The sequence below is a fragment of the Vibrio sp. 03_296 genome (assembly GCF_002265885.1).
In genome coordinates this window covers 1-697 of record NZ_NPKW01000824.1, presented here as the reverse complement: position 1 = coordinate 697, position 697 = coordinate 1, and the positions used below count along the sequence as shown (strand labels likewise).

General features: G+C 37.4%; 1 pseudogene. It reads left to right on the top strand.

The window, feature by feature from the left end:
• Nucleotides 1–597 (top strand): annotated as a pseudogene (locus tag CIK04_RS28165) (type II secretion system F family protein); the annotation flags it as partial.
• Between the last annotated feature and the right edge of the window lie 100 nt (nt 598–697).

Here is a 697-nt window from a genome sequence, read left to right as displayed (position 1 = left end):
TGTTCTTAACGATTGGAGGTGGCTTACTAGCAGTGAGTCAAGATGGTCATTGATTTGAATGAAATGATACTATTGGTGCTTTTGCGTTAATTATTTTTGTTGCTGGTCCGGATTTATACATATCTTCGAGAACGAACACTATCACACGTCACGTCAGCTCACGCTTGCCATTTCTGTTGGATTTGATGAATGTGTGTGTCCATACGGGTATGACCATTGAAGCGACACTCGAGTACCTTGCTAAAGAGCTGCAAACGGTTGATAAATATTTGGCATTTACTGTTAATGTTACGGTGCAAAGATCCAAAGTGATTGGAATAGAAAAAGCGCTTGAGGAATTTTATGAAATGGTGCCCTCAAGTGAAGCACAAAGTTTTGTTATGACGCTTGTTCAAAGTTTGAAATTTGGTTCTTCAGTCGGCCAAGTGTTAGGTACGCTTGCCACCGATATTCGTCAAATAAATATGATGGAACTTGAAAGAAAAAATAGGCAAGCTTGGTGCGAAAATGTCAATCCCTATGATTATTTTTATCATGGTGCCAATAATTATTTTGATTATTGCTCCTGGCATTATGAGGATGTTAACTGATGGCTAAATGGATAATTAAATTATTAATTCTTTTCTCGATTGTAGGTTGCTCATCTATTAGTTCGGAATTGCAAACTAAAGAACGTTTGTTATTGAGTTCTGGTGAG